23 protein-coding genes are annotated in these 25,819 nt (G+C 52.1%); 10 read left to right on the top strand and 13 right to left on the bottom strand.

The genetic code is table 11. From position 1 onward, the window contains the following. Positions 1-180 precede the first annotated feature (180 nt). The 4 genes from DCH402_RS12050 to DCH402_RS12040 all read right to left on the bottom strand — a co-directional run bounded on the left by DCH402_RS12050 (position 181) and on the right by DCH402_RS12040 (position 2,802). Positions 181-408: a hypothetical protein gene (locus tag DCH402_RS12050; RefSeq protein ID WP_233276279.1), complete on the bottom strand. Its 228-nt coding sequence runs from the start codon at positions 406-408 to the stop codon at positions 181-183. Continuing rightward, positions 383-919, bottom strand: a complete 537-nt coding sequence (locus DCH402_RS22740) for a hypothetical protein (RefSeq protein ID WP_162531371.1) — start codon at positions 917-919, stop codon at positions 383-385. The genes DCH402_RS12050 and DCH402_RS22740 overlap by 26 nt, the downstream gene beginning before the upstream one ends. Positions 920-1,024: 105 nt before the next feature. Beyond that, positions 1,025-1,573 (bottom strand): GNAT family N-acetyltransferase, encoded by a 549-nt coding sequence (locus DCH402_RS12045; RefSeq protein ID WP_040001292.1) that lies wholly within the window; start codon positions 1,571-1,573, stop codon positions 1,025-1,027. Positions 1,574-1,881: 308 nt separating this feature from the next. Beyond that, the gene (locus DCH402_RS12040) at positions 1,882-2,802 is read right to left on the bottom strand and encodes a helix-turn-helix transcriptional regulator (protein WP_040001291.1); all 921 of its coding nucleotides are present in this window, start codon (positions 2,800-2,802) and stop codon (positions 1,882-1,884) included. A gap of 129 nt (positions 2,803-2,931) precedes the next feature. On the opposite strand from DCH402_RS12040, the gene DCH402_RS12035 reads away from it, so the two are divergent. Next, complete coding sequence (locus tag DCH402_RS12035; protein WP_040001290.1) at positions 2,932-4,353, top strand: MFS transporter; 1,422 nt, start codon at positions 2,932-2,934, stop codon at positions 4,351-4,353. A gap of 94 nt (positions 4,354-4,447) precedes the next feature. Here DCH402_RS12035 and tpx read toward each other — a convergent pair whose 3' ends face one another. Beyond that, a complete protein-coding gene (gene tpx / locus DCH402_RS12030; RefSeq protein ID WP_033576908.1) occupies positions 4,448-4,951 on the bottom strand; it encodes a thiol peroxidase in 504 nt (167 codons plus the stop codon). Between the two features lie 54 nt (positions 4,952-5,005). Beyond that, the gene (gene mpaA, locus DCH402_RS12025) at positions 5,006-5,737 is read right to left on the bottom strand and encodes a murein tripeptide amidase MpaA (RefSeq protein ID WP_040001289.1); all 732 of its coding nucleotides are present in this window, start codon (positions 5,735-5,737) and stop codon (positions 5,006-5,008) included. Between the two features lie 283 nt (positions 5,738-6,020). On the opposite strand from mpaA, the gene DCH402_RS12020 reads away from it, so the two are divergent. Further along, on the top strand, positions 6,021-7,625 hold the full coding sequence (locus tag DCH402_RS12020) for a peptide ABC transporter substrate-binding protein (RefSeq protein WP_152486961.1): 1,605 nt from the start codon (positions 6,021-6,023) through the stop codon (positions 7,623-7,625). Between the two features lie 185 nt (positions 7,626-7,810). After that, a complete protein-coding gene (gene zntB / locus DCH402_RS12015; protein ID WP_040001287.1) occupies positions 7,811-8,794 on the top strand; it encodes a zinc transporter ZntB in 984 nt (327 codons plus the stop codon). Positions 8,795-9,172: 378 nt separating this feature from the next. Here zntB and ttcA read toward each other — a convergent pair whose 3' ends face one another. Together ttcA and DCH402_RS22625 are read right to left on the bottom strand one after the other, a co-directional pair. Beyond that, complete coding sequence (gene ttcA, locus DCH402_RS12005) at positions 9,173-10,114, bottom strand: tRNA 2-thiocytidine(32) synthetase TtcA (protein WP_040001285.1); 942 nt, start codon at positions 10,112-10,114, stop codon at positions 9,173-9,175. 154 nt (positions 10,115-10,268) lie between these two features. Further along, positions 10,269-11,822, bottom strand: a complete 1,554-nt coding sequence (locus DCH402_RS22625) for a pesticin C-terminus-like muramidase (protein ID WP_200864852.1) — start codon at positions 11,820-11,822, stop codon at positions 10,269-10,271. 52 nt (positions 11,823-11,874) lie between these two features. Between DCH402_RS22625 and DCH402_RS22895 the strand changes: the two genes are divergently transcribed. From DCH402_RS22895 to DCH402_RS11980, 3 genes are all read left to right on the top strand, one after another. Continuing rightward, positions 11,875-12,165, top strand: a complete 291-nt coding sequence (locus DCH402_RS22895; RefSeq protein WP_040001283.1) for a hypothetical protein — start codon at positions 11,875-11,877, stop codon at positions 12,163-12,165. A gap of 530 nt (positions 12,166-12,695) precedes the next feature. Beyond that, positions 12,696-13,193, top strand: a complete 498-nt coding sequence (locus DCH402_RS11985; RefSeq protein ID WP_040001282.1) for a hypothetical protein — start codon at positions 12,696-12,698, stop codon at positions 13,191-13,193. A 100-nt stretch (positions 13,194-13,293) separates the two neighbouring features. Beyond that, the gene (locus tag DCH402_RS11980; RefSeq protein WP_040001281.1) at positions 13,294-13,584 is read left to right on the top strand and encodes a putative hemolysin; all 291 of its coding nucleotides are present in this window, start codon (positions 13,294-13,296) and stop codon (positions 13,582-13,584) included. A gap of 197 nt (positions 13,585-13,781) precedes the next feature. On the opposite strand, the gene DCH402_RS11975 is transcribed toward DCH402_RS11980, so the two are convergent. Beyond that, positions 13,782-15,335: a methyl-accepting chemotaxis protein gene (locus DCH402_RS11975; RefSeq protein ID WP_040001280.1), complete on the bottom strand. Its 1,554-nt coding sequence runs from the start codon at positions 15,333-15,335 to the stop codon at positions 13,782-13,784. Positions 15,336-15,641: 306 nt separating this feature from the next. Here DCH402_RS11975 and DCH402_RS11970 point away from each other — a divergent pair, with 306 nt between their 5' ends. Together DCH402_RS11970 and DCH402_RS11965 are read left to right on the top strand one after the other, a co-directional pair. After that, positions 15,642-18,245, top strand: a complete 2,604-nt coding sequence (locus DCH402_RS11970) for a YdbH family protein (RefSeq protein ID WP_040001279.1) — start codon at positions 15,642-15,644, stop codon at positions 18,243-18,245. A 28-nt stretch (positions 18,246-18,273) separates the two neighbouring features. Next, on the top strand, positions 18,274-18,477 hold the full coding sequence (locus DCH402_RS11965) for a YnbE family lipoprotein (protein WP_040001278.1): 204 nt from the start codon (positions 18,274-18,276) through the stop codon (positions 18,475-18,477). A 582-nt stretch (positions 18,478-19,059) separates the two neighbouring features. Here the strand turns inward: DCH402_RS11965 and DCH402_RS11960 are convergent. The 3 genes from DCH402_RS11960 to DCH402_RS11950 are packed head-to-tail and all read right to left on the bottom strand — an operon-like array spanning position 19,060 to position 21,005. Further along, on the bottom strand, positions 19,060-19,773 hold the full coding sequence (locus DCH402_RS11960; protein ID WP_050583304.1) for a nitroreductase: 714 nt from the start codon (positions 19,771-19,773) through the stop codon (positions 19,060-19,062). Between the two features lie 33 nt (positions 19,774-19,806). Next, on the bottom strand, positions 19,807-20,541 hold the full coding sequence (locus tag DCH402_RS11955; RefSeq protein WP_040001277.1) for an NADPH-dependent F420 reductase: 735 nt from the start codon (positions 20,539-20,541) through the stop codon (positions 19,807-19,809). 29 nt (positions 20,542-20,570) lie between these two features. Continuing rightward, positions 20,571-21,005: a MarR family winged helix-turn-helix transcriptional regulator gene (locus tag DCH402_RS11950; protein WP_040001276.1), complete on the bottom strand. Its 435-nt coding sequence runs from the start codon at positions 21,003-21,005 to the stop codon at positions 20,571-20,573. A 352-nt stretch (positions 21,006-21,357) separates the two neighbouring features. On the opposite strand from DCH402_RS11950, the gene DCH402_RS11945 reads away from it, so the two are divergent. Both DCH402_RS11945 and DCH402_RS11940 read left to right on the top strand, forming a co-directional pair. Next, positions 21,358-22,368 carry a LacI family DNA-binding transcriptional regulator gene (locus DCH402_RS11945; RefSeq protein ID WP_040001275.1) on the top strand — a complete coding sequence of 337 codons (1,011 nt, stop codon included), beginning with the start codon at positions 21,358-21,360 and terminating at the stop codon, positions 22,366-22,368. Between the two features lie 115 nt (positions 22,369-22,483). Next, positions 22,484-24,208 (top strand): GH32 C-terminal domain-containing protein, encoded by a 1,725-nt coding sequence (locus DCH402_RS11940; protein ID WP_071604706.1) that lies wholly within the window; start codon positions 22,484-22,486, stop codon positions 24,206-24,208. 198 nt (positions 24,209-24,406) lie between these two features. Here DCH402_RS11940 and DCH402_RS11935 read toward each other — a convergent pair whose 3' ends face one another. After that, positions 24,407-25,777 (bottom strand): NosD domain-containing protein, encoded by a 1,371-nt coding sequence (locus DCH402_RS11935; protein ID WP_040001274.1) that lies wholly within the window; start codon positions 25,775-25,777, stop codon positions 24,407-24,409. Positions 25,778-25,819: the final 42 nt, after the last annotated feature.

Genomic DNA, 25,819 nt, shown 5'->3' with positions numbered 1-25,819 from the left:
TACTGGTGCTATCCGCTTTGATACTGTTGTATTAGTTTGTACCCGAGCATGAAGTGTTAGGTGGTAGAAAACGATAATTGTTCATCCTGCAAAAATGCCATCAAACTGATGAAGTCCTGCGCGGCGATGGTAGGGTAGGCAAACTATAAAAAGAGAAAAGGCCCAACGAACGGGCCTTTTTCATTGAGCAGAGACATATGCTTTACGCAATCTTCGTTTCAACGCGGGCAGGCTGTTAACTTTCAAACTTTCGCCTATGTATTTGCCGTTAACCAGTTTGATATCACCTGATTCCAGCTTATTCTTCAAATCCTGACCAGCAGCTTTTTGGAGTCTTTCACCCATTGCAAGGGTAAGATACTCGGCAGAGGTAGAATAAGTATTAATAACTTTGAGTCGTGACGACATAACCTCTTCCTCCTGTTGGTACATCACAATAAGCATTCCATCCGGGAAATCCATCTTCAAACAACCGACTCTTCCGTTTTCCGTTGAGGCCAAGTACTTTGCAGTAGATATCAGTCAGATCGGTTGTGCGCAAATGCTGGTGATCATCTGCTGCTGAGAATACGTAAGCACCTGCGTTACAAACAGTATAATGGTCATAAATTATACTTGCAACGCTCCAGAGTACCTGGCTACTTGAAAGTCCTGGATGTTGCACATGCTGGAACCCTTTGAAGTCCATCTCAGTCGGGTCAATTTCGTCAAAAATAACACCCCATACCCCGCTTGCGGGGAAGCAGAATGTTGGATGGGCGTTTCGAATGTTTACCCCCTTCCGAGTAAGGTCATCCATTGTCATTACCTGCTCAAAACCAACAGCGTATAGCGTACTTCCCACGGCAAATTGTCTGTAGACCATCCCATTGCTGAAATGATCGGAGAAGGGTTCAGTCCATTGAATCGGGTTATTCACGGATAGTCCATATCTGGAAAAACAAGCGTCCATTCAAGCAAATGCTGGTATGAAATACAATTTCTTGTTTATGGCGACAGCTCAATAAGCGTGCACAGACTGCTGTCAATAAATAAGCTCATCCCCCGGAATCAGCGAATATAACGCTGCTGTTACCGGTTGGTCATTAATGATAATCCGGTTGCGCAGCAGCCCTTCGAAATGTGCGCCGACTTTCTCCGCCACCTGACGGCTGGCGTGGTTTTCTTCTGCCGCGATGATTTCCAGCCGGGTCAGCCCCAACGTGCCGAAACCGAACGGGACGATTTCCCGCACGGCTTCCGGAATGATGCCTTGCCCTTGCGCTGTCCGGCGGACCCAGTAACCGATATTGCCGAGACGGTACACTTTGCTGATACTGTTGATGGCAATAGAACCGAGCAGATGCCCGGTGGTCCGGTCGGTGATCGCCAGATCAAACGACGTACCTTCATGGCGTTGCTGTTCACAATAGGTTATCCAGCTTTGCGCCATGGCCAGATCGTAATGCGGTACGCACCAGGGGAGCCAGCGACCTATCGACTCCAGCGACTCATGTATTGCATCAAACAGCGCAGAGGCATCGGATGGCACCAGCGGATGTAAACTCAGACGCGGGGTCAGCAATGGGAACATACCACCTCCAAAACCAGCAGAATAGCGGATACAGGATGATACAAATGATAATGCAACAGTTTTTCTCCCCACGCTATGGTCATTAACGCTCGCCTGAATCATACGAGAGGATAAGTTGTGCGTATCAGCAACGGGTTGAGGATAACGGCCGGCGCGCTGGCGCTGGGCGTTGTGCTGATGATGGTGCTGGTGCTGGCTGTCGCCGGGCGATGAGGCCAACGCTACGCTAAGCCTGCCGGGCACCGGTTCAAACCGACTGAGACTGAAACCTGCCCGTGCCGCTCAGCCTTAAACACTGGTTGGCTTTATCATTGGGCACGTGGTGCGAGCAGGCCCGCCTTGCCGGGCGGCGGCAACTGGGCCAACTGAGCGAGCAGGGCGTTATCCTGCTCGCTGGTCGGCATATACACCAGCAGGCGGTCGCCGTTGCGGGAGCTACTCCACCAGTTGATCTGACGTAGGGTGAATATGCCCAGCGTGGGATGACGAAATTGCTTGATTTTGTCATCCACGCCTTGAATTTCGTAACGCTGGTACCACAACTGGCGAAACTCTTCCGAGGCATTCAGATAGCGTTGCAGTTGCGCTTCCCACAGCGGATCACCCGCGTGTTCCGTCATCTGCGCACGGAACATCGCCACCAGGTTCGGCAATAAATCATGCTGGTCCGCCAGTCGTTCCCGCCAGTTCGGGTGGGTGAGCGCCAGCCAGACGCAGTTGCGGTCTTCCGGGGCGATTTGGTGCAGGTCGATATCCAGTAATTGGCTCCAGGCGCGGTTAAATCCGAGAATATTGGCGCGTGCATTGACGATCAACGCCGGGAAAGGATTGAGCTGATCGAGAATGCGTTGGCTGTCCGCGCTGATTTTCTCACAACTGGCTTGTGCCGCGGGGGAGAACGGCAGTCCCGCCAGCATAAACAGATGCCGGGTTTCAGCCTCATTGAATTGCAGAGCGTCGGCGATGGCGGTCAATGTTTTGGCGGAAGCGCGGATTTCCCGCCCTTGCTCCAGCCAGGTGTACCAGGTGATGCCGACATCCGCCAGCAGTGCCACATCTTCACGGCGTAGCCCCGGCGTGCGTCGCTTCCGGGGAATGGATAACCCCAACCGCAGCGGGTCGAGACTTTCACGTCGTGCGCGCAAAAATGCGCCTAACCGTTTGCGGTTATCCGGCTGTAGCGTTGTCACGTAGGTAGTTGCCGGTGGCTCAGGTGTCGGCATGACCATAGGTATCTCCGCAGAGGGGTAAGTCATCACTGGCAGGTAGTTTTTATACCAGGATAAACAGGAACTGGTACCCGTTTAAATTATCGATAATGCTAGCTACCTCACAGAATTAATGCAACGGGGACATTGATGAAACAGGTTTCACTTTCACAGGGGCTCACCAGCACTGGCCTGATGGTGTTGTTAACCGGCCAACTGTTGCCGATGATCGATTTTTCAATCGTGAATGTGGCGCTGGAAGCGATGTCCCATTCACTGTCTGCCAGCCCGGCGGAGCTGGAACTGGTGGTATCGATTTACGGCGTGGCATTTGCCGTATCGCTGGCGATGGGCGGACGGCTGGGGGATAACCTGGGGCGGCGTCGGGTGTTTATCGTGGGGGTGGCGGTGTTCGGCGTGGCGTCGCTGCTGTGCGGTATCGCCCAGGCGGTGTGGGTGTTGCTGGCGGCCCGTGCTTTGCAGGGCATCGGCGCGGCGCTGGTGGTGCCGCAGATTCTGGCGACGATCCATGTCTGCCTGCGCGGGCGTGAACATGCCCGCGCATTGGGCTTTTACAGTGCGATGGGCGGGCTGGCTTTTGTAGTTGGACAGGTCCTGGGCGGATTTTTGATTCAACTGGATATTGCCGGTTATGGCTGGCGTAGCGTGTTTTTGGTTAATCTGCCGGTCTGCCTGCTGGTATTGCTGCTGGCGCCGTTGCATCTGCCGGATACGCGGGGGGAAAAACCAGTGGCATTGGATCTACCCGGTACGGTGTTGCTGTCATTACTACTGGCGAGCGTACTGTTTCCGCTGGCGCTGGGGCCGCTCTTGCATTGGTCATGGCCTTGTCTCGCCGTGTTGTTGAGTAGTCTGGTGTGGTTTGCGTGGCTATGGCGGGTAGAACTGCGCCAGCCTGCGCCCTTGCTGCCGCCGGCATTGTTCAGACTGCCGGGGATCCGTTTTGGTTTGTTGCTGGCGTTGCTGTTTTTTTCCAGCTGGAGCGGATTCATGTTCGCGGTGGCTTATACCCTGCAATCCGGCGCGGGGTTTACTCCGCTGCAATCGGGTAACAGTTTTATCGGTTTGGGGTTGTCGTATTTTGTGGCTTCGCTGCTCAGCGCTCGCCTGACCGCCCGTGTGGGGAATCGCGGTGCGTTGCTGACGGGCTGCGTTATCCAGATGAGCGGGTTGGTATTATTGATGGTCTCTCTGGCGTGGCGTTGGCCGGTATCGGTGCTGCAACTGTTGCCCGCAACGATGATGATTGGCTTCGGCCAGGCGTTTATCGTCAGTAGCTTTTATCGTATCGGGCTTTCCGATGTGCCGATGCAGCAGGCCGGAGCAGGTAGTGCGTTGCTTTCCACCATGCAACAGGCATCGTTCGGGCTGGGGCCGATCGTGCTGGGAACGGCGCTGGTACAGATGCTGCACACCCGCGACGGGCAGTTTGCCGACGCGCTGATCGTCACCTTGCTGGTGGAGTGGGGCATGATGTTGGTATTGGTGTTGTGTACGCTGGGTAACCGCGCGATGAGAAGCGCCGTACCGGCGGTTGCCTGTAGGGAATAAGGCTGATTGAGCGAGCGATAAAAAATGCCAGTCGACAAACTGGCATTTTCATGTGGTTTAGCGCCGGAATGACAGCATACGGCGATAACGTGATTTACTTCAGTACGGCGATGGCCGCATCGTAGTCCGGCTCGTTGGTGATTTCGTTCACCAGCTCGCTGTGCAGTACGTTATCGTTTTCATCCAGCACCACGACGGCACGAGCAGTCAGCCCTTTCAGGGCGCCTTCGGCGATCGCTACGCCGTAGTTTTCTTTGAATTCCGCGCCGCGCAGAGTAGACAGCACGACCACATTGTTCAGACCTTCGGCACCGCAGAAGCGAGACTGGGCAAACGGCAGGTCGGCGGAAATGCACAGTACGACGGTATTATCGAGGCTGGAAGCCAACTGGTTGAATTTACGCACGGAAGCGGCGCATACACCGGTATCGATGCTTGGGAAAATGTTCAGGACTTTACGCTTGCCTGCGTAGTGGCTCAGCGCCACATCCGCAAGATCTTTGGCAACCAGTGAAAACGCCGGCGCCTTGCTGCCTGCGGCCGGGAACGATCCTGCTACCGGCACCGGATTACCCTGAAAATGTACATTTGTTGACATGCTTACGTCCTTATTACAGGTGATTAACATGTCGATTAGTGTAGGGCAACATTATCAACATTGGTATAAAAAATTACGCGACAGCAACCGGGTCAGGGCCGGCAGATAGCGCTGATTGGCACTGTCGGCGGCCATTGCCGGTAACTCGACGGTAATACAAGGCAACCGGCGTTCGGCACACCAACTGCCAAACGAACCCGGTGTCGGGTATCCCACATTGTCGACCAGCGGCAACGTCAACTCTTCCGCCAGCCAGGCGCCCAGCTCGGAATGCAGCGGATCATCAATGCAAGCCAACGGCTCGTGCAAGGAGACGACCCACGGCGGCGATAACCGTTCGATCAGGCGGCACAACGCCTGTGTTTCCGGTTCCGAGCCTGGGGCATCGCCGGTGGAGAGCCGCACGTCGCGTACCGGAGTATCTTCGCTCCAGCGATAGACGGTGCCGGCGGGCTGCCAGTTGGCCGCTGGAAAATTGCGGTTGAGGTCAACGCCGTGGGCGTTGGCGCGCAGGCCCAACTGGCAACCGTCCGGATTGACCGCCAGCACCACATGATGAGCCCGCTTTCCCGGAGCCAGTGTGCGCAACGCGCAGGACAGCGCCACCACCGATGCCGTTTCATCGCCGTGCGTTCCGGCGAGAATCAACCCACTGTGCTTTCCTGCTCTTTCCGCCGGAAACCAAAGCAACGGCGCGCCCAGCCGGGAACGGCCATACTGCTGACCTGGCGAAACAAAGAACCCGCGTTCGGTTCGGGGGCGTTGCACAAACCCGATATCTGTCATGGTGTTATCCTGACTGTTCCAGCGTTGTATCGTCTGATAATAACAAAAAATTTATGCCGGTCTTGCAGGTAAGCCCGAATTCGCGGGACGCCCCGCAAACCGCAGTCGGACCACTGGCTGGAAAGACCGGTTTGCGACTATGATAACTGTCAGTCTGATAACGCTTTTTTGATTAGCATTCGCCCCAAATCATGTGAGTGACACGATGCAGTGTGGCGGCGAAGACAGGGCCTCTTTGGTTAAGGACATACACAACATGCAATTTCGTTATTCTGCCGTCTCCATGAGTGCGCTTTCCGCAGTACTGATGACAACGTTGATAGCGTCGGCCGGTGCGGCGCAGGTTCCGCCCGGCACGGTGCTGGCAGAGCAACAGCAGGTCGTACGTCATATTAAAGACGAACCCGCCTCGCTGGACCCCATCAAAGCCGTGGGGTTGCCGGAAATTCAGGTGATTCGCGACTTATTCGAGGGATTAGTCAATCAGGATGCGCAAGGCAACCCGATTCCCGGCGTTGCCCAGCGCTGGCAGACTAACGATAACCGTACCTTTTTGTTTACTCTTCGGACTGATGCGCGTTGGTCGAACGGCGACCCGGTAACGGCCCGAGATTTTGTTTACAGTTGGCGGCGGTTAGTGACGCCGCAGAACAATTCGTCGTTTGGCTGGTTTGCCCGGATGGCGGGGATCGTCAATGCCGATGAGATCCTGACCGGCAAGCTGCCTGCCGATAAGCTTGGCGTGGTTGCGGTCGACGATCACACGCTCAAAGTACAGCTCAGTAAACCGGTGCCTTATTTCATCAGTCTGATGGCGAATTTCAGCTTGTATCCGGTGCATCAGGCCACGGTGGAGAAATACGGCAATGAGTGGACAAAACCCGGTAATTTGGTGGGTAACGGCGCTTTTGTACTGAAAGATCGCGTGGTGAATGAGAAGCTGGTATTGACGCCGAATGACCAGTATTGGGATCACGCCAATACCCGCCTGACGCAGGTCACATTCGTGCCGATTAATCAGGAGTCGAATGCCGCCAAGCGCTATCTCGCCGGCGATATCGATATCACCGAATCATTCCCCAAGAATCAGTATCAGAAACTGTTGAAAGATCTGCCGGGGCAAGTCTTTACGCCGGATCAACTGGGTACCTATTACTATGCGTTTAATACCCAGCGTGCGCCGACCAACGACATACGGGTGCGTAAAGCGCTGTCCTATGCCATCGACCGCAAGATTATTGCGGAAAAGGTACTGGGGACCGGGGAAAAACCGGCCTATCGCTTCACACCTGATGTAACCGCCGGTTTCACGCCGCAGCCGGGCCAGTTGCAGCAGTATTCACAAGCTGAGCTGGATATGCAGGCCAAGGCGCTGATGGCGGCAGCGGGGTATGGTCCGTCCAGGCCGTTGAAACTGACGCTGCTGTATAACCTGCAGGAAGTTCACCAGAAAATCGCCATTGCGGTGGCATCGATGTGGAAGACGAAACTCGGTGTCGACGTCAAACTGGTGAATCAGGAGTGGAAGACGTATATCGACAGCCGTAACTCAGGTAATTTTGATGTGATACGCGCGTCCTGGATCGGCGATTACAATGAGCCTTCCACGTTCCTGTCGTTGCTGACCACCAGCCACAGCGGCAATATCGCCCGCTTCAATAATGCTGATTATGATCGCCTGATGGCGGATACCGCCGGACAGACCGACCGGAAGATACTCAACGAGGATTACAACCGCGCCGAGCAAATTCTGGCGGAGCAGGCGCCGATCGCCCCGATTTACCAATACACCAATGGGCGCCTGATCAAGCCCTGGGTAAAAGGGTATCCCATTACTAACCCGGAAGATGTGGCCTACAGTCATACGCTCTATATTTTGAAACATTAACAGCCTGTTGGCGTAGGTTTTAAGATGCAGATGCACAGGGGTTTGATACGTCAGGAGCCGGGGCGTTTATTGATCGTGTTCTCAAATTGCGGCGTTATCACCGCAGCAAGCGATGCGCCGGTTTCCGATTGCAGCGGTCGACACAGGCAGTAAGATGGAGTGGTGTGCATGGCAGGAGAAGATGTGTGGATGTGACGGAAAGTAATGCGATCCCGCTGACGGGAGCAGTCTTTGCTTATCAATTGGATGGTCGGGGCGGTGTTCTGCCGCTGGCGGAGCGGGGGCTGACGGAAGAAGGGCTACCCGTCTGGCTGCATCTCGACTCGACGCAACCGGCCAGCGTGCGCTGGCTGCATGAAACCACACTGTTGCCGGATAGTGTGCGCCATGCACTGGCGGGAGAAAGCGCCCGCCCGCGCGTGGTTCGGCTGGGCGAAGGCACGTTAGTGACCTTGCGCAGCATCAATTACAATCCCAATGCCCGGCCGGACGAGTTGGTCGCTATCCGGGTATTTATTACTGATCGCCTGATTGTCTCTACGCGCCGCCGCAAAGTTGCGGCGATTGATGAAGTCATGAGTGATCTGAAAGAGGGCAACGGGCCTGCCAATAGCGGCGACTGGATCGTGTCTGTCGCGGAGGCATTAACCGATCACACCAGCGAGTTCATTGACGAACTGCATGAGAAAATCATCGATCTGGAAGAGGCTTTGTTGGAGCAACGCATTCCGCCGCGCGGCGAACTGGCGCTGATTCGCAAGCAACTGATTGTATTGCGCCGTTACATGACGCCGCAGCGTGATATTTTCTCGCGTCTTTCCGGTGAGAAATTTAGCTGGATGCAGGATGACGATCGCCGTCGTATGCAGGAAATTGCCGAGCGTCTTGGTCGCGGGCTGGAGGATTTAGACGCCAGCATCGCCCGTACAACGGTTATTGCCGATGAAATCACCTCACTGATGACGGATGCGATGAATCGGCGTACCTATACTATGTCGTTGCTGGCGATGGTTTTTTTGCCTACGACGTTTCTGACCGGGTTATTCGGCGTGAATCTGGGCGGAATGCCAGGCGCGAATAGCGGCATCGGATTTGGCGTATTTTGCCTGATGTTGGTGTTATTAGTGAGCGGCGTTGCCTGGTGGTTAAAGCGCAGTAAATGGTTGTGAGCGGAATAACGAAATAATTGCGTGAAATATCACACAACTTGCGGTGGTGATAAAAAGCATTGCCAATATTGAGCCATATCAACATTTTTTAACTATACCTGCGGCACTATTCTTCCCGCAGGTGAATGCAACGTCAAGCGATGGGCGTTGCGCTCCATATTGTCTTACTTCCTTTTTTGAATTACTGCATAGCACAATTAATTCACACCATGCCGACGTTTCGTCGGCTTTTTTTTGCCTGCGATTTCACTTTTTTGTTAAAGGGCGGGGCGAGCGCTATAGCGTTTGTCATGGGGGAGCGTGAAACACAATAAAACGCTGGCTGGTAGTGAGAGTATCGGCGGCCGTACACCGCCGATAAACCAGTAAAATGGCAGGTTAACGAATTTCCAGTACGTTCAGTCGTTCCGGCGACCGGGCGTTGTCTTCGTCGTCCTCATCCGGCTGCCAGCCTGCGGGTTGTAGCGGCATTTCTTCGCGGTCGAACGCTAAATCGCCGCCGTCCACTACCGCGCTGCCTTGACGAATCGATTTGAAATCAAACAGGGCGGTGTCGCACAGATGCGACGGCACCGCATTTTGCATGGCGCTGAACATGGTTTCGATACGGCCGGGGTAGCGCTTGTCCCAGTCGCGCAGCATGTCTTTGATCACCTGACGTTGCAGGTTAGGCTGGGAGCCGCACAGATTACATGGGATGATCGGGAACTGACGCGCCTCGGCAAAGCGCTCAATCTCTTTTTCACGGCAGTACGCCAGCGGACGAATCACCACGTGTTTGCCGTCATCGCTCATCAGCTTAGGCGGCATACCTTTGAGTTTGCCGCCGTAGAACATGTTGAGAAACAGCGTTTGCAGGATGTCATCGCGGTGATGGCCGAGTGCTATCTTGGTGGCGCCCAGTTCGGTGGCGGTACGGTACAGAATGCCGCGACGCAGGCGAGAACAAAGCGAACAGGTGGTTTTCCCTTCCGGAATCTTCTCTTTCACGATGCCGTAAGTGTTTTCTTCCACAATCTTATATTCTACGCCGATACTGTCCAGATACTGCGGCAGCACATGTTCCGGGAATCCCGGCTGCTTCTGGTCCAGATTCACTGCCACCAGCGAGAAATTCACTGGCGCGCTTTGTTGCAGGTTCCGCAGGATCTCCAGCATGGTGTAGCTGTCTTTACCACCGGACAGACAGACCATGATTCGATCGCCCTCTTCAATCATATTGAAATCGGCAATCGCTTCGCCCACGTTACGACGCAGGCGCTTTTGCAGTTTGTTGAGGTTGTACTGCTGCTTGGGTGTAACAGATTGATTTTCTGACATTTAACGGTGACTCATGTTCATGGGGCCGGTGCTCCAGCATTGCTGGGGGCTAAGTGTACCATTAAGTGCGTGGTAGGGGAGTCTGGTGGAAGGATAAACCTGATAATGGGTAACGCCAGGTGGACGTTTAAGCGACCACCTGCGTTGGGAAGAGTTATATTCTCCCGTTATTAAGATCATCCTTTATTAACTTGGCTTCCCTTTCTCTTCTGGTTGGATATTTATCGTGGAAATTGTTTAGCTCTCTGACCAGCTCATCCCATTGCTGGTTTATTATAAATTCCCATGTTTTTGGCGTTTTCAGTTTTAAATTCCCATATTGATGTGCTAAGTCTAAAATCATTGTTCGTGTGTTTGCGGGTAATTGTGAGAATTTCACACCTTTACTTTCGTTGTCAAACTCAGTTTCTAAAGACTGCAGTGATTTTTGAATATAAATATTTGATAGTATATTTATTTCATTTGAAGTTAGTCTTAGTGGCATTTCTCGTATTTTCTGTAATGCACTTGTTTTCTTTAACTTCATGTAGGGCTTAAGCTTTTCTACAATGCTACTGGGTACACCGTCGCGTATTAAATCTTTTGCTTCTCGCTGACCTAAGTCAATCCCCATTCCTATGGTTACTCCCGAATTTTCGACAGGAGTGCCATCTTTATTTAAAGGAACATACCCGTCAGTTCTCATACCTTCGGACTCCCTCAAGAAGGATATATCTATGTTGAATTCTTTAAGAAAGTCTTGATCCGATGATATCGGCTTGTTTCCCGATTGATTAGAATTAGAAACAGTAGAGCGTGTTAATGGTACAGAAGGGCTCACTGTTTGCTGAGCAGGGCGAGCGACTGTTACAGACGCTCGCGGTGTCTGCGCTGTAGGGCGTGATACCGGTGCTGATGTAGATGACCGTGTAGCCTGAGTTACTGTTGCCGGAGGTGTCGATACTGCTGTGTGGGAAGCCGGTTCGGTATTCTGAGATGCGTTAATCGCGTCAATTTGGGCCTGGGTGGCAACCATTCTATAAATGGTATAACCAGGCAATGCTACCCGGTAATCAGGGCCGGGATAGAATCCTGATTGCGTGAAGTCAGAAATCCATTTGCTACCGTCGTACATGGCAGCATGGCCAAATGGGTGATCTTTTTTGATCCCGGCTTTTATATCCTGCTTAAACCCTTCCAGAATAACTACGTCACCGGGAAGAAGTTTGCTGCGGTCATATTCTCTGGATGGTCTTGGCATAGAAAATATAGGGGAAAAACCAGCGGCAATGAGTTTAGAGCCGAGATCTTTCGCCGCAGGCGCTCTTTCTATTTTTGTTCCACCAGCCTGAATGGCATCGACAACGGCTCTGGCGCAATAACCTATAGATTTCTTTTTAGCATTGCGTTGCAGTGAGTTAATGGTAGTAGCTGGATTCCAGGTTACCGTTGCAATAGGTTTAGGCGTTGATGCTGTTGCATTATTTGATAATGCGGCAGCAGCAGTCGGTGTTAACGAATCAGATGAAGAGGTCGGTGCGATGGAATTAATCTTAACGTCAACTTCGACCGGCTTAACGTCGATAGGTGAAGCCTGAGATTCCGTAGAAACTGGTTTGGATTCAACGGCCTTACCTTTGGCTGCCTGTACCAAAGATGTCGATGCGGACGAGAGTAATCCCGGTACGGTGCCTGCCAGGCGCGACAACGGCGCCGCCATGCCGGACATCAGCTTGCTTAACTGGCTTCCCGCGGCGGCGTAATCGGGCGCAAACGGCGGGGTGGCCGGTTCTTGCGGTGCGTCCGGTTCGGTGGTGGGCGCGGTGTTAGTCGGTGCCGGCGTCGGCTGGCTGGCTGGGGCACCATTGGCTGCAGCAGGTGGTGTTGGTACCTCCACAGGCGGGGTGGACGTCTGTGGTGGGGAGAATTTAGGTAGCGGCGGAACCGTTGTCACCAGCGGTGTGGTGGGCGGCGTCGGTTGGCTGGCGGCGGTTGGTGCCGATGATGGCCGTGCGGATTCCGGTGCGGATGATCGAATATTGTCTAACCCGGTTGCTGGCGAAGTAGAATAACCAGACGCCGTATTATTGGTTTCTGACGTATTTTGTCGTGACTGAGAGTTTATTTCCGTTTTCTTCGTAAACGACCGCGTTTTTTTTATCACGACGAAGAGTTGTTTCCGGGTAGTGTTATTCTTTTTCATAGGCGTTTAATTAGCGTATTAGTTGACGTCAATCAGGCGAATTAACGCCGTCAGGATGAATGGGAGACCGCTTCAGTGTTTGAACCACTAAAGTCAGTACTATTTCAGCGTCATGAGAAGAACGATGGCGTTATATTATCGTCTGTAGCTGAATACACTATTCAGGTGTGTTTGTTGATGAAGGAACAAACAAACGGATAGATTTCAGGTATCGATGGGGCACCTGTCGATAGGGATAATTATCCCCTGAGTTGCCCTTTTTTCACGGCATCAACCGATAAAATCGCTGCTATTCTGTAAACGCACTCCGGTGTTTGTGCGCTGTCTGGCGGATGATGACAGAAAACCGGCCAGACCCTCGCTCGGGGTGAAACTGTTGGTGAAAAGAGAAAAATACCCATGAAGAAACTGCTTCTGGCCGTGGCGGTCACGGCGATGCTGTCAGGATGTTCTGTGTTCCGCACGAAAACAACGAGCCTGAATAGTACATTTATCTCGCCGTATTACTTTACCTATAGCACCTCACATGTGTTGCAGGGCAATACGAACTGGGTAGATTCCGTCTATCTGACGGGAAACCCGGCGCGCTGGGATGAGATTCGCGGTACTTATAAGGCGGCGTTGCCGAAAATTACCCTTAATTACCGGGTTGAATCGTCAAGCGGGGGGTATCGCATTACCTATAACGGTATGGTGAATTACCTGTTATCGGCGCGGCATGGCGTTGATAACGGCAAGGATATGATTGAGGGTGAAAGCGTACGGCAATTCCTTATTCCGCAGCGTACTGCGGTTGTGAGCCGCGGCAAGCAAGCGATGCTGACGTTGACGGATGACATCAAAGTGGAAGTGACGCTGACAGAGAAAGTGGAGATGCATTCGATCGAAGATCGCTAACCGACGACAGGGCTGATGCCGTTGGCGAAATACTGACGCAGCAAATGAAAACGGAGAAGCGCGGCTACCTCGCTTCCCTGCTACAGGAGTCGATAAGAAGATGAATATGCCGCAATGGCTGGTGGCGGGCGCCACATTGATGCTGGTGGCTTGCAGTGGCGGACAAACGGAATCGGCGTCGGTTCCGGAGGCGGAGGCGGTGGCGGTGGCGCCGCAGCGCGCGGTGTGGCAGGGGCAAGGCTCGCCGGCGGAAGTAAACTGTACGCTGGCTGGCGGGCGTATGGGGTTTTCGCGTCAACTGAACGGGGCGAGTATCGGTACCTGCCTGCTGGCTAATGGCAAACGTTGCAGCGAAACGGCGCTGATGAACGGCAGCTGTCCGGCTGGTTAAGTTATCGGCGGTACGATGCCGCCGATAACCGGCGTCAAGAATTGACCTGATTAGGGCAGCAGCCCGTTTAAACTAACAGAAAACGATAAACAGACAAACGGTTACCCTTATCATGATAAGGTGATGAAAAGATTGTGATGGCGGCGCATATCGCGATGAAAAAGGAGGGGGAACCCCTCCTGAATGGGGAGCGCCGCTTATTTGGATGCGCCGAATACGGAAATGGCCTGCGCCATACTGGCGATTTGTTGTTGCAGGTGTCCGGTGGCGGAATTGGACTGGCTGGCCAGCGCGGTGTTCTGGTGAGTCAGTTCATCGATACGGTTGACCGCGTCGTTGATCTGCTGCAATCCCTGTGACTGCTCCTTGGTGGCCAGACTGATGTCGTTCATCAAATGCGTCACCTCCTGCACTTTAACCAGGATGTTGTTCATTGAGCGGTTGGTATGCGCGACCTGCTGATCACCGGCGTGGATGCTGGCCAGCGTATTGTCGATAAGCGCGGCGATGTCTTTGGCGGAAGCGGCGCTGCGTTGCGCCAGCGAGCGTACTTCGCTGGCGACTACCGCGAAGCTTTTACCTTGTTCTCCGGCGTGCGCTGCCTCTACCGCGGCGTTGATCGCCAGAATATTGGTCTGAAATGCCAGGTTATCCAGCACGCTGATGATGTCGGTGATGCGTTCGCTGGCGCGGGTGATCGCCTCCATGGTGTTGGCGACTTCCGTAACGGCCTGCTCTCCCACATTGACGACCTGATTAACGTCTTGCGCATACTGGGATGCCCGCAGCGATGCATCGGCATTGCTCTTGATGGTGGCGGTCAATTGTTCCACCGATGCGGCGGTTTGTTGCAGGCTCTCTTCGGTTTTTTCGCAACATTCAGCCAGGATGTGGTTGCCTTGAGCGATGTCACTGCAGGCGGTTTTGAGCTCTTGCAGGTTGACGTTGACGTCATCTACAAACGTACGGAAGTTCATGCCGGATTGATTGACCGCGCGCATCAGCATACCTATCTCATCGGCGCGATTGAATTGGGTCAAACTGTTGGCCTGGCCTGAGGCGGAACACATGGCCTGTTCAAGAATCTGTTCCACCGGTTTGGCGACGTGCTGCACCAGCAACTCACAGAACAGGCAGGCGCAGGCGATCAAGGCGGCAAACAACCCCCAGACCAGCGCGGTTTTGGGCAACAGCGCGAATGCGATCGCCAGCGGCATCAGCCCCAGCAGCCCAAAATAGCTACGAATGCGCCAGCGTAACGGCATGGTTTTGAACAGGCTCAGCCATTTCAGCGGGCCGGTATAAACCAGCAAACCATGATGGAAGGCGCGGTTTTTCAGGGTGCCCTGATTCACCTGTGCATAGAGTGCTTCGGCCTGACGGATTTCTTCCGTCGTGGCGGCGGTACGTACCGACATGTAGCCCACCAGTTTGCCATCCCGCTTTAACGGCGTGGTGCTGGAGCGAACCCAATAGTGATCACCGTTCTTGCGGCGGTTTTTGACCACACCGGTCCAGATTTTTCCGGCTTTTAAGGTATTCCACATGTCTGCGAAGGCGGAAGGTGGCATATCCGGGTGACGGATAATATTATGCGGCTGGTCCATCAATTCTTCCGGCTCGTAACCGCTGACTTTGATGAAATCGGCGTTAGCGTAAGTAATGAGGCTGTCAGGGTTGGTCACCGACATCAGTTTAGTCTTGGCATCCAACGGATACTGACGTTGACTGACTGGATAGTTTTTACGCATGGAGCATCCCTTTTTGCGATGATTGAAGGGTAGAGCAGGTCCGTATTGTCTAAATGAACAACAATGCTGATGAATATATAATCCGGTCAGGCACGATACGCTCAGAATCGCGTCACCGAGTCTGTAACCGGTACGTTGTGTAGCCAGACACTGCGCTTATGTAAAAATTTTATCACAATCAGGTAATTGAAATGTACGGATTTTGCGGGGAATGTGAACTGAATGGTGACATTAGGTTTAAAAACCGCAACGATTCGCACTGAATGACAAAATGATGACGACCGGAATAACCCTGAAACGTAATCCATGCTGAAGTTAATGCGCTGTGTTGGTTGGCTGGCCGTACTGGCGTTGGTGCTGGCGCTGGGGGTAGCGGCTGCCTGCTGGACGATGCCGCGTTGGCTGCCGATGGTGTTGCGGCCTTATTTGCCCGTTGGTGCCAGCCTGGTGATGGATGCGACGCCCGGCTGGCGGCAAGGTGGATTTTGGCTGCCTGACGCACAACTTCATCTGGCGCCGTGTCGCGCCGCCACGCTGTCCGGGTTGCGCGTCCGTTATCATCAAGGGCTCTGGCGATTGGATGTACAAGCGCTGACGTTGGATGCCGAGTGTCTGCGGCAATGGCCGGCGTCTTCCGGGACGGCGGCGTTGCAACTGGCTCAGTGGCAACGGTGGCTGCCTGAAGCTGAACTGACGTTGCATCGTGTCACGGTGGCACCCTGGCTGAATCAGGCCGGTAGCCTGCAATTCTCTACCGACGCATCGCGCCAGCAACTGCGGATTCAGAGCGACCCGCTACAACTGCAGGCCGAACTGCACGGCACTGAATTGACGCTGCAACAAGGCCTGATGCACGCCGCGACGGAGGAGGCGCCGTTGCAGGTCAACGGTGTAATGCACCTGGCGCCGACGCTCAACCGACTGCCGCAACGCGGCGAGGTGCAAGGACAATACCTGCCGTTGCGGTTACCTGAGCCTGCCAGTGCGGTGTTGCGCTGGCAGGGTAATCAGGGCGAGCTGACGGTCAGTGTGGCGTCAATGACCGAACCGTTGCTGACGTTGCCGTGGCAGGTCAGCGACGGTCATCTTCGTATTCAGGGCGGTCAGTGGCATTGGCCTTACGCCGGTCAGCCGCTAAGGGGCGGCGTCTCGCTGACGCTGTATGACCTATTACAACCGCGTGATCCGCTGCGGCTGGAAGCACGAATCAATCTCCTGACGCAAGGTCATAACGGCCGTGCGAACGCCGTTTTATCGCTGGGGCCCGGTTTGCTGGGGCTGACCGATAGCGATATGCGTTTTCAACTCACCGGGCAAGTTAACTTACCCGATTTATCGATATTCGCGTCGTTACCGGGTGTGGTGAACGGCGCGGCGTTGGACCCTACCGTCACATTGTTACCTGGTTCGCTGTTACGCGCCTTTGGAATGCCGCGCCCAACAGTGATGCTGGAAGAAGCGCGCTGGCCGCTGGCGGGTATTCAGGTGACTCGAGGGGGCGTCAGCGGCAGGTTGCAGGCGATTGTGAAAGTCCGCGATAGCTATTGGGGGCGTTTTCGCCTGCATCTGGACGGTAAAGCACAGCAGTTCTGGCCGGATAACGGCGACTGGCGCTGGCGCTACTGGGGCGAGGGGGAGTTGCCGCCGTTGCAGGGCCGCTGGGATATCGCCGGCCATGGCCGCTGGCTGAACGACCTGATTGAAGTTGAATCTCTCTCCAGCGGGCTTAACCAACTCCGTTACGGTGTGGTGACGGTGGCTCAGCCCCGGCTGACGTTGACCAAACCATTACGCTGGCATCGCGATCCGACGGCAGGGACGCTATTCGGCGCGCTGACGCTGGCGGCGAAGCAGGTGAATTTTCGTGGCGCAGGAGAATTACCCGCCACGGAGCTGACTCTTGATATTCGTGGACGCAATCCGCGGGATTTTCAGTGGCGAGGTCAGTTGCAGGCGGACGAGGTCGGCCCCGTCCGGCTTAACGGCCGTTGGGATGGGCAACGGCTGCGCGGCAGCGGGTGGTGGGCACCGCAACCACTGCGGGTATTCCAGACGTTGCTGCCGCCAAACTGGAAGCTGGCGATCCGTTCCGGTCAGTTTTATGCACAGGCGGCGTTTTCCGCCGCGCGTGGTCAGGGATTCCACGCGGGCGGGCACTGGGCGGTGAAAAACGGCAACGCCTGGCTGGAGGATGGCAATGTCAGCGGCGTAAACTTCGTGCTGCCGTATCGGTTTGAAAATCATCGCTGGCAACTGGGTATCTCCCGTCCGGTAGCGTTGCGCATTAACCGGCTCGATAGCCTGTTTCCGATGCAAAATATCGACATACAGATGTATGGCTCTTATCCCTACAGCGAACGTCGCCCGCTGACGCTGGCGCAGTTGGAACTGGATGTGCTGGATGGACATGTGTCGCTGTCGCCGCTGCGTTTGCCGGCGCATGATGCAGCGATATTACGGTTACAGGGTATCGACATCGGTGAACTGGTGAATGGGTTGAAAGCGAAAAAGCTGTCGATGTCCGGCCGTATCAGCGGGGTAGTACCGTTGAATTTTAGCCACCCTTCGATGCTGGTGCAGAATGGTAAATTTACCAATGACACGCCGCTGACGGTACGGCTTGATCCGCAACTGGCGGACCAACTGGCGCGCAACAGTGTCGCCAACGCCGCCGTGGTTGCCTGGTTGCGCTATATGGAGATCGGACGTTCCTGGGTGACGATGGATCTCAGTCAGCGCGGCGAATTGTCGCTGGTATCCCGCGTTACAGGGCATAGCGTGATGGATGACCAGTCGCAGCGTGACATTGTGCTCAATTATCGCCAGCAGGAGAATGTTTTCCAGTTATGGCACAGCCTGCGTTTTGGCGACAATCTAAAGGCATCGCTGGAGCAGCAGGCTGCCGAGTAACTCACTATGAACATCAAAGGGGAATGAGATGAAAACAGCCTGTGCCGCGATAGTCGTTGCGTTGCTAACCGGTTGCACCCCGCGTATTGAGGTGGCGGCACCGAAAGAACCGATTACCATCAACATGAACGTGCGCATTGAACACGACATTCACATCCGAACGGATAAAGAAACGGTACAGTTGCTGGAGAAGTCGGATAACCGCATTGGCGATAAGATAAAGAAAAATTAAATGGATAAACGCGCGCCGACAGTGATGTTAAAAACTCAGGGCCTTCAAGGCGTTAAGTGTTAAAACAGTCAATTAACGTGTCTCATTCTGTTTGATTAGCGCTAACCGATGCGAGTTGATGGACACGATAGATACCACGAACGCTATCGAATCGCTGAACAGCGTGATACGGCTGGCGATGAGCCGTTTTATTATCGAATTCGGTGACCGACTGAGCGATCACCGGTGATGGGATGGCAGTTACACTGAATTATTTACAGCGTCGATTTTGGCGTAGATCACAACGTTCTGATACATAAAATCCGGTCAGCCTTTAGCTACAGCGGCATAACAGGTCCCGAATCCGGAACCTGATTCTTTTTTAACGTGAAAAAAGGACGCAAAGGGTATTAGAACGTCACTGCCCGGTTTTCGTAACGCAAAGCTGCATATCAGTGTTCTGTGGTATGACTTGAGTTCAGCATACCAATCCGCAGCTGTGATTAATTATTTATCTTCTCTTTCCTTATCAAAAGCTTCATTTGATAACTTCTGTTAAGTTTCATAACCGTTATGCAGTCAGCTTATTAGCCTGGCATTGAACTAGTTATGAAAGGTCACTGATTCGCTGATATCTACGCGATCCATTCTCATGCGGTTACCCGGTGCTGCTTCATCCGGATAACCAAAGGAGATACCAAACAGTAGCTTCAAATTATCAGGGATACCCAAGAAGCGACGTACGGGGTCAGCAAAAAAGCCGAGAGAGGTTTGCGGGATACCACCCAGCCCGTGCGCAGCAAGGGAAAGCAGAAAAGTCTGGCCGTACATGCCGATATCACCCGCCACACGGACATTGTCACCAAACGTCGGCATGAAGAGCAGCGCAACATGCGGGGCGTTAAAAAATGAATAATTATATGCCGCGGCCCGGTGGCGCTTCTCTTTGTCCTCACGGGCAACATTCATGGCTTCATAATAAGCCTTGCCCTGCGCATTTTTACGTTCGCCGTATGCGCCATAAAAATGGTTCATATCGAAGGTAAAATCGGGTGTGAACTCCCCGGCATTATTCTTCTCATGGAGTATTTCCGCCAGTTCTGTCAGTTTCTGGCCTGAAACAATATGTACATTCCACGGCTGGGTATTGCAGTTAGAAGGTGCTTGCTGGGCATCTTCTAACACGCTGAGCAACATTTCCTGCGGAACAGGAGTTTGAAGAAAACCCCGGTAAGAACGACGAAGCCGTACTGTTTCGCTAAAGGACAGCGCGTCATGAATGGATGACTGCGGTTTAGTGAGTATTGAGTGGTTCATCGGTACCTCCTGCAGCTGGCTAATTCTCTAGAGTTAAGCGGTAACTGCCCTGTTACGGGCAACAATATGATCGTGTGTAAGCGTTTCTCTGGCAGACATAAACTCGTCCATCAGAGTGTCCCTATTTTTCGGGGCGCGGGCTTTATCAGCCTTCTGCAAGGCCGTTTTCAACTCAGCAGGGGACAATTCTGTGCAGTACGCGGGCGAGCCAGGTTGCTGGCGCCAGGATTCCGTCAGTGAGCCTGCATCTACGGGCTCAAACCCCGTTTCACTAACTAATGCCATAGCGGTGGATTTTGCTTTTTCATCGTCACCAGCAACCGGAATGGCGATTCGTCCGGCAGCACCGGCTGGCAGGCTCTTGTCTGAAAGTGTGGCAGCAAGTACGGCATTCCACGCCTTGATGAGCGTCCGTCCGGCTTGCTCGCTGGCCCAGACGCTTTCAGGTTTTCCATGCTCAACATCGGCAATCGAACCATCACGAAACGGATAGTAATTTGATGTATCGATGAGGGTCGCATTTGCCGGCGCGTTGCTTAGCAAGGTAGCGAGTTCACTGTGCTTCCCAAAAGGAATAGCAAGGATAATCACGTCAACATCACTGACGGCTTCTTCGCGCGTGACTGCCTTGGCACCAGCTTCGTTGGCTATGTCACGAATGGTTTCAGGCCCTCTGGAATTGGTTAGTTTTACGATATGCCCGCAGGCAGAAAGTTTTCTAGCCAGCGATGCGCCAATATTACCTGCGCCAATGATGCTAATAATCATGAGATTTTCTCCTGTGAAATGACCTGCCGCTATTCAGCGGCGGGGTGAGCAAAAGCGTTGAGTGTGTCGCGAAGCTGCGTCAGCTCGTCTTCAGTAAGCCGACAGGCCGATTTTATTTTTCCGGTAATGCTCCAGAGCTCGTCATGAAGCGCCTCGCCGGCCTCGGTGAGTGTTATCAGCACGCGTCGCTCGTCGTTCGTATCACGTGTACGTTGTACCCTGCCGGCGGTTTCAAGCCGTTTCAGCAGCGGTGTGATGGTGCCCGTATCCATCCCCAGTTTGTTGCCCAGTTCGCCGACAGTTCGCGGTGTCTGGTTAAACAGTTCAAGCATCACAAGGTACTGCGGAAAGGTCAGCCCGAGCGGATCGAGGAAGATCTTGTGCATCCGGTTCATCCGGTTGGCTGCGCCGTATAACGCAAAGGACAGTTCGGTGCCGATTTCCCGGCGCTGTTTATTGTTCATAGAAAAAACCTGTTGAGTGATAATCTAGTGCAATAGATAAATGATAGCAGGCCTAATCGGCTGAATAAAACATCTGCTATAGGTAATTTGTGCGGTGGCCTGAAAGATGAACGAGTCAAGCGGAAAGTAGGAAGGCCGCCCGGCTTAAGGACTAAAATTTTTATGCCAGTAAGGTCATACAGAAAATCTCGTATAACTAAAGACAGCGTATAACTCTCCTTACTACATTTGTGATCAAAATCCTAAGCCCATGTAACGATAATACATGAGATCTGCACAACATTTTTTAGCAGGTGATCTTCCTACACTAGCTGTCATTCATGTAACAAATGTAACCGGTAACATTGTTTCCATGGCTTCGATCAGAGATGTAGCAACCAAGGCGGGCGTTTCAACTGCCACCGTATCGCGGGTCATTAACAACCACCCCAGCGTCACGGTGGAAACCCGTCGCGCAGTGCACGAGGCCATGGATTTTCTCTGCTACGTTCCCAATAGAAATGCCGTTCAGCTCAGTGGTAAGTGCTCTGGTCTGATTGGTGTAGTGGTTCCTAATCTGGTCAACCCCCATTTCTGCGAGTTGCTGGCCTCTCTCGAAGAAGAAGCCCGCTATGTAGGAAAGACGATACTGGTTAAGACTCACCAGAATCAGCCGTTTCAGGATCGACAGCTAATTAGAGCGCTGGCTGGGATGGGTATTGATGCGTTGATTTGGGTACCCACCGAGGCGGAGGTTTCGCTCTCAGATTGGCTTAAGGCTACCGGAATTCATACCGCAGTGGTGACACAGACCTCGCGCTTTTTTGATTCGGTTTCCAACAATCAAGAACGTGGGGCGGAAACGATAGCCGAGCATTTTATTGATATCGGCCGCACCTGCTTTGGCTTCATCGGTCAGGATGGGGTGGACAACCGTAAGATGTCGGCCTTCTGTAAGAAAGTACTCAGTCACGGCTACCGGGTGGAAAAGCATCACAGCTATTGGATCCCCAAAGGCGACGGTGAAAATAACCGCGGACATATTCAATCATTGGATAATATAGTTGATAATATTTTGGCACAGAAAGGTAAATTAAACTGCTTATTTATTTATAACGATGTGGCCGCAAGTTATATTATAGAGAATCTCCGTCGTCGTGGTGTCAATATTCCAGAGGATATCGCTATCGCTAGCTTCGATAATACAATAATTGCTCAGATGATGAACATTACAAGTATTGCACAGCCCATAAATGAAATGGGTAAGTTGGCCTTTGAGTTGATTAATTCTTCAGAAAATAAAGAGCATATCGATTCAATAGAGTTAACCACCAAACTTATTGTTCGGGAGAGCAGTCTGAGTGTTACTGTGACAAAGATTTAATCATTCTCGTTATGTGTATTTAGCCCTCGGCAGTTTAGACCAATGCAGAGTGTACTATAGAGGTGCAGTCTGTATCGAAAAATAATTTTCTTATCACTACCAAAAGAGCAATGTTATGAGAAATTTAACACTGCCCGCAACATCGGGTATGCGTTTTGATTTTTGGTTAAAGAAAAAACACGATATATATACGCCATTATTGCGATTTTCAACAGCGGGAAATACAGTCTATGCTATAAAAAAGGCCGCTGAATATTATCAGTATTTCACTTATATCCATTATTCTGACCAACCGCTATCGATTGAATGGGATGACGAAGCTGCGGATATTTCTTTGTTTTACTATTGGCAGCCGAAAACTTTATCACAAGAAGGCGTTACATTCTTGGTCGATGACTTTCATGCACTACGCCCGGTCTCACGCGGTGAGATGGATACTTGGTATGCTCAGGAATCGTTACGTCCGGCCTTACATTTCTCTCCATTTATCAACTGGATGAATGATCCTAACGGTCTATGCAAAATCGGCGACACCTATCATCTTTTTTATCAATACCATCCTCACGGCACTGAATGGGGACCGATGCATTGGGGACATGCAGCTAGTATGGATTTATACCACTGGCGGCACTATCCGGTGTTTTTACAACCGGAGCAAAACCTTGAGGCGCTGGGTGCAACAGGTGGTGCGTTTTCCGGCACTGCCTTTCAGGACTGCGATGGCAGCATCCGGTTCTATTTTACAGAGCGTCTGCCAGCCTACGATCTCTATACCGGCTATCGGGAGGTGCAAAAATGTGCCAGGCCAAGCCGTTGGCTGGATAAGGTTGAGTCAGTTAAACCGGTATTAAGTGACCTGCCTGCAGGCGTGAGCTGTGATTTCCGGGATCCGAAAGTCTGGTTTGATAACGACAAAAATAGCTACCTGATGCTGCTTGGATCGTCGGTAGATGCCGATCCGGCAGTACTACTTTTTACTTCGATTAACGGTGAAGACTGGGTATTCGACCATGTGCTATATCGGGCGGATAAACATTTCAGGCAGCATGGCGGACGTTGCGTGGAATGCCCGGATTTTTTCTCAATCGGCGAGAAATGGGTATTAATCATGGGGATTGTTGGCTATACCGAGCCACAAACCGGGCGTCACAATCTGCTATATGCCCAGACTGGCGAATTCAGCGATGGTTGCTTTATCCCCGACGACAATAAATTGCAGCCCTTGGATTTTGGTACTGATTTTTATGCTCTTCAGACATTTCGTGATGGGCAGGAAATATTGGGTTTTGCCTGGCTATATAACTGGGCCAGCAAAAAAAACGTTGCTTCGGTTTACAACGGCGAAATGTCTCTGCCGCGCCGGTTTGCACTCAATAGTGCTGGATTGCTGTGCATGCAACCCGTGACGCCGCCGGGGTCCTGCATAGTACGGCAAACCGAGCATCACGACGACATCCTTGACGGTCAGTTGCGGCTACCCGCCGCTATGCTGCAATCGTTCTCTGTGAAGCTGAACGGTGAGGGGATTTCCCATCTGCTCCTGACATTTAAGGGAGAAAGCGGCGGGCAAGTAACGCTTTGTTATGAGGAAAGCCGGCTCATACTACGGGCCGAAGGACATGATGACGGACAGTATTGTGCTTACATTGAGGAATTAAACGAGCTTGAGCTGTTCTTCGACGCCGGCATCGTTGAAGTATTTGCTAACCAAGGGAGCCATTGCGGAACACGGCGCTACTTCCATATCAGTGTTTGTCAGGAGATTAAGCTTGAATACAATCCGTCGGCGAGGGTCACGGCAGCAAAACTTACGCAATATCGTAGCACTTGGGGGCAATAATCGTGGGTAATAACAATGAAAATATGTGGCACTGCATCGCCATCCTCAGTGCTCTATTTAATGGCAACTCCAGGCTCTACTCCCGTTGAGAGTTCTTCCAGACAAATAACGCTACGCCCTTGAGTGTTATTATTCCTGCATTAAAGTCGCAAAGAAAAAGGGTGTCTTTAAGACACCCACTGCTTAACCCGATCTTTATTAAGAGTTAAGGCTGTATACTCCAGGCGTGGGAGTGGCTCTAAATGCATTTACAGTCCTGTCCATAACTACCTGTGCATCACATCCAGAATCCAGAATCGTATTTTGTCGCGACTCTGTTTCTACCTGCACCATGGTTACGTCAAGCGACCTCAGGGTGGCGACAGCCAGCAAAGCGCGCACCTGAGTATCGAAGCAGGAATTCTTTGCTTTAGCCTGAGCTTCTGATGCTTCGGTCGTGGCGACAATATGGTTGCCAGAAATATAATTTCCGTCACCTGAAACAAGATGTATTATTACCGGTTTGGCACCAGAGGGTTTAATATATTGTGTAGATATGGTTTCTGAAATATGGTTGGCAATGACGGAATTGTTACTCCCACTAATATATAGTAGGCCATATAAATCATCTAAGCCATTATCGTACTTCTGCATTGGCCCCCATGGCTCATGCTCGCGAAAAAAATGATTCGAAGATACGAGATTTTCCGAGCAATTATTTTCAAGTACCAGCATGCCTGGATAAAACGAATGGAATCTGTTGCTGGTGATTGTAGATCGCACCACGCCGGAGAAATAGACACTGCTGGAACCGCGCGGGAACACATTGTTAGCTGAGATTAACAGGCCGCCAAAATTTTGAGCATAAATTGAATAGCCATTATAACCCGCACCTATTAAATTATCTGTGATTTTTGAAGCCTGCCCAGATCCTCGTAGCTCAATACAATTTCCGCATTCGGCAATAAAATTATTATGGATTGAAAGTGCATCTGCATTATATATCGTTACACCGTGTTCTAAATAGACGAGTCCCATATTTGTGATGCAAAATGAGTCCTGAGCGCTGTCGATATAAATACCGGTCTTGCCGTTAATATAAGTATTTTCTGGATCGTTATGGCCCGAGTTATCATCCACGAAGTGTAAACCGTCAATACAGAAACCAGCAAATTCAACTGAGCTTATGCGCGGGTTACCATCCCTCTTAACGTAGAACGCGGCTCCATTATATTCCTCATCTCCAGCTTTTGGAGAAAGATCTACCAGGATACGGCTGCCACCCGGCCACACTTCATGCCAGTTTTTCCATTCACTTTCCGGCGTATTAAAGCGAATACTTGAAGAGGTAAAACCGTGGCCGGAACCCTCTATTCTAAGATAACTGATATCAATCGTTACTTGGGTAGTTAAGTGGTAGTCTCCTGGCGGTATATAAATAACCGCGCCTGGTTTACCCCCCTCATCAACATCGGTCTGCGTTTGCCGATTTTTAATATCTTTAATTATGCTATTAATTACCTCGCCGATATCCTGATACGGATTACCAATTTTCCATGCTGTTACATCGTAATAATTTTTTCTAGTCATTAATAATGCTCCTTTAGTAGTAATGAAATAAAAACAATCTGC

Origin of the sequence: Dickeya chrysanthemi NCPPB 402, from assembly GCF_000406105.1 — a bacterium.
Lineage (GTDB): Bacteria > Pseudomonadota > Gammaproteobacteria > Enterobacterales > Enterobacteriaceae > Dickeya > Dickeya chrysanthemi.
Note: the sequence above shows the minus strand (reverse complement) of the source record. Positions and strands in the feature narration are given on the sequence as shown.

Excerpts from the sequence above, each read along its gene's own strand:
- DCH402_RS12050 (WP_233276279.1), bottom strand. The coding sequence starts at position 408 with ATGTCGTCACGACTCAAAGTTATTAATACTTATTCTACCTCTGCCGAG.
- DCH402_RS12045 (WP_040001292.1), bottom strand. The coding sequence starts at position 1,573 with ATGTTCCCATTGCTGACCCCGCGTCTGAGTTTACATCCGCTGGTGCCA.
- DCH402_RS12040 (WP_040001291.1), bottom strand. The coding sequence starts at position 2,802 with ATGGTCATGCCGACACCTGAGCCACCGGCAACTACCTACGTGACAACG.
- DCH402_RS12035 (WP_040001290.1), top strand. The coding sequence starts at position 2,932 with ATGAAACAGGTTTCACTTTCACAGGGGCTCACCAGCACTGGCCTGATG.
- tpx (WP_033576908.1), bottom strand. The coding sequence starts at position 4,951 with ATGTCAACAAATGTACATTTTCAGGGTAATCCGGTGCCGGTAGCAGGA.
- mpaA (WP_040001289.1), bottom strand. The coding sequence starts at position 5,737 with ATGACAGATATCGGGTTTGTGCAACGCCCCCGAACCGAACGCGGGTTC.
- DCH402_RS12020 (WP_152486961.1), top strand. The coding sequence starts at position 6,021 with ATGAGTGCGCTTTCCGCAGTACTGATGACAACGTTGATAGCGTCGGCC.
- ttcA (WP_040001285.1), bottom strand. The coding sequence starts at position 10,114 with ATGTCAGAAAATCAATCTGTTACACCCAAGCAGCAGTACAACCTCAAC.
- DCH402_RS22625 (WP_200864852.1), bottom strand. The coding sequence starts at position 11,822 with ATGTCCGGCATGGCGGCGCCGTTGTCGCGCCTGGCAGGCACCGTACCG.
- DCH402_RS11985 (WP_040001282.1), top strand. The coding sequence starts at position 12,696 with ATGAAGAAACTGCTTCTGGCCGTGGCGGTCACGGCGATGCTGTCAGGA.
- DCH402_RS11980 (WP_040001281.1), top strand. The coding sequence starts at position 13,294 with ATGAATATGCCGCAATGGCTGGTGGCGGGCGCCACATTGATGCTGGTG.
- DCH402_RS11975 (WP_040001280.1), bottom strand. The coding sequence starts at position 15,335 with ATGCGTAAAAACTATCCAGTCAGTCAACGTCAGTATCCGTTGGATGCC.
- DCH402_RS11970 (WP_040001279.1), top strand. The coding sequence starts at position 15,642 with ATGCTGAAGTTAATGCGCTGTGTTGGTTGGCTGGCCGTACTGGCGTTG.
- DCH402_RS11965 (WP_040001278.1), top strand. The coding sequence starts at position 18,274 with ATGAAAACAGCCTGTGCCGCGATAGTCGTTGCGTTGCTAACCGGTTGC.
- DCH402_RS11960 (WP_050583304.1), bottom strand. The coding sequence starts at position 19,773 with ATGAACCACTCAATACTCACTAAACCGCAGTCATCCATTCATGACGCG.
- DCH402_RS11955 (WP_040001277.1), bottom strand. The coding sequence starts at position 20,541 with ATGATTATTAGCATCATTGGCGCAGGTAATATTGGCGCATCGCTGGCT.
- DCH402_RS11950 (WP_040001276.1), bottom strand. The coding sequence starts at position 21,005 with ATGAACAATAAACAGCGCCGGGAAATCGGCACCGAACTGTCCTTTGCG.
- DCH402_RS11945 (WP_040001275.1), top strand. The coding sequence starts at position 21,358 with ATGGCTTCGATCAGAGATGTAGCAACCAAGGCGGGCGTTTCAACTGCC.
- DCH402_RS11940 (WP_071604706.1), top strand. The coding sequence starts at position 22,484 with ATGAGAAATTTAACACTGCCCGCAACATCGGGTATGCGTTTTGATTTT.
- DCH402_RS11935 (WP_040001274.1), bottom strand. The coding sequence starts at position 25,777 with ATGACTAGAAAAAATTATTACGATGTAACAGCATGGAAAATTGGTAAT.